The following is a 2,246-nucleotide window of genomic DNA, read 5'->3' as shown; positions in this document are numbered from 1 at the left end:
TCGAGGAGGAACGCTTCCTCGCCGCTCGCGAGGAGCTTCCGCATCACGGCGACGGGGGTCGTCGTATCGGCGGAGATCGTCCGGGTCGCGATCCGGATCACGGCAGGCGTCCTGTCTTTGCGCGGCCTCCCGAGCGGCCATCTTTCGCGCGGACTTCCGGGCCGCGACCCGGTTTTGTGCCGCCTTCCGGGCCGTCATCTTTCGCGCGGACTTCCGGTCCGCGGCGCAGGATCGCGTCGATCTCTTCGAACGTCGCGTCGGCGACGCCGAAGAGCGCCGCCTGCCCGACCGCCTGACGCGCGAGGAGCTCGAGGCCGTCGGCAACGCGCGCGCCGCGGGCGAGCGCCTCCCGGACCAGCGGCGTCTCCCCGCCGCGGCGGTACACGAAATCGACGGCCGCCGAATCCGGACCGAGCGCGTTGGCCGGAAACGGCAGCGGATCACTGTCTTCCGAGCCGAGCGGGGTCGCGTTCACCCAGACGTCGGCGATCGCCCCGACGAGGTCGCCCCAGGCGATCGCCTCTCCGCCGAGCTCCGCCGAGAGCGCCGCGGCTTTCGCCGCGGACCGCCCGGCGACCGCGGCCTCCCTGCCGAGCGCGGCCGCGGCGGCGAGCGCGGCCCGAGCCGCGCCTCCCGTGCCGACGACGACGACCCGGTCTCCCCCGAGCCGCTCGAGCGCCTCGCGCGCCGCCCGGACGTCGGTGTTGTGCGCGGAGAGCTCGAGGCATTCGGTCCTCCGGCGAACGAGCGTGTTGGCCGCCCCCATCCGCGCGGCCTCCGCGTCCGGCTCGGCGACGACGCCGAAATCCCCCTTGAAGGGATTCGTGACCGAGACGCCGGCCAGGTTTTTCGACAGCGAGTCGAGCGCGATGAGATCCGCCGCGATCGGGCTCTCCAGCGAAGCGCCGCGGCGCGAGGCGGATGCCGGCACGTAGAGCCACGGGAGCCCGCGGCTTCGGAAGAGCTCGTTGTGAATGAGGGGGGAAAGCGAACGCGAAACGTCGCCCCCGTAAACCGCGAACAGCTTCTCCGGAGGACCCGCGTCGAGCGCTCGATACACCGTGGAGAGATCGCCGAGCGGCATCTGACCGGCGCCGGTCGCGTCCCGGCCGTCGACGCTCCCGTACGTGAGTGCGCTCCCGAATCGCGGCGCGAGCGCCCGGGTCACGGCGCCCCGGACGCCCGTCGCGAAGCAGGCGACCGGTTTCTCGCGGGAAAGCCGCCGGACGCGCTCGACGCAGCCGATCGCCTCGGCCACCGTATCGGGATCCGTCAGCACGACCTTCACCGCCGCGACGTCGTGCGCGAGGCACGCCCGGAGCCGTCCTTCGGAGAGGGAGGGACCGTGGCGCGATCCGATGACGCGCCGGCGTTCCGGAAGGAACGACGAATCGCCCAGCAGCCCGCTCTCGAGCTCGACGTCGACGACCGCGCCCGCGTCGTACGCCGACTGGACGGAGCGGCGGTAATCGTCGAGCGTGCCGGCGAAACGTCCCCCCTCGCGCACGGTCCGGTACGTCACGATCGCGCATCGCGGATCGAGATCGAGGAGGGCGCGCGGGGAGATCCGCCCCGGCGCGAGGTCCAGCCGCCATTCGATCGCGTTCGCCTCGGGCGGAACGAGCGCGGCGAGGCGCCGGGCGTCCTCGAAGCTCGCCGGCGCCAGCGAGGCGATCATCGCGGGGAGGGGAAGTATCCGTTCCAAAATTCAAAACCCCCGTTCGGCCGGGGGTTTCGATCAGTTCGCGTTGTCGATCGCCCCGCCCGAATTTCTCCGGGAGGGCGAGCTTCGCCCTACCGGGAGTCGCTCCAGTACCAGTAGCAGCAGGACGAGGCGGATTTCGTCACGAGGCGGACTGTAGCCTCCGATCCGGGACCTGTCAAGCACACTAATCTCAGTCTCATGATCCGAGCGCTCGAACATCCCGGGCCGACGCAGGCGCTCCCCGAGCAGGCTGCTGAAAAACGAATCCGGGCGGCGTGTCACGAGTCTTGCCGATCGCTCGCAGGACGGCGCGGCGCTCCAGCTCGACGAAACTTGGCGCCGGACCTTTACAACGCGCGAACGGCAAGACTCGCGCCACCAGAAGGTTGCGGCGGCGCAGGCCCGACTGCTTCGTTGCGGCGCCTAGACGATGCGGCCGGACACGCCCGGGCGCGGCGTCTTACATTCGAGCCCGCGGCGCTCGCAACCCCGCCACGGACCCTTTTTCAGCAGCCTGCTAGTAGAGATGTTTTCGGGCGAA

The 2,246-nt window shown here is 71.0% G+C and carries 1 protein-coding gene; it reads right to left on the bottom strand.

What is annotated here, in order from left to right:
• Positions 1-97: 97 nt before the first annotated feature.
• The gene (locus tag VKH46_11665) at positions 98-1,678 is read right to left on the bottom strand and encodes a type I 3-dehydroquinate dehydratase (GenBank protein HKB71494.1); all 1,581 of its coding nucleotides are present in this window, start codon (positions 1,676-1,678) and stop codon (positions 98-100) included.
• Positions 1,679-2,246: the final 568 nt, after the last annotated feature.

It is taken from the genome of Thermoanaerobaculia bacterium, assembly GCA_035260525.1.
Classification (GTDB): domain Bacteria; phylum Acidobacteriota; class Thermoanaerobaculia; order UBA5066; family DATFVB01; genus DATFVB01.
Note: the sequence above shows the minus strand (reverse complement) of the source record. Positions and strands in the feature narration are given on the sequence as shown.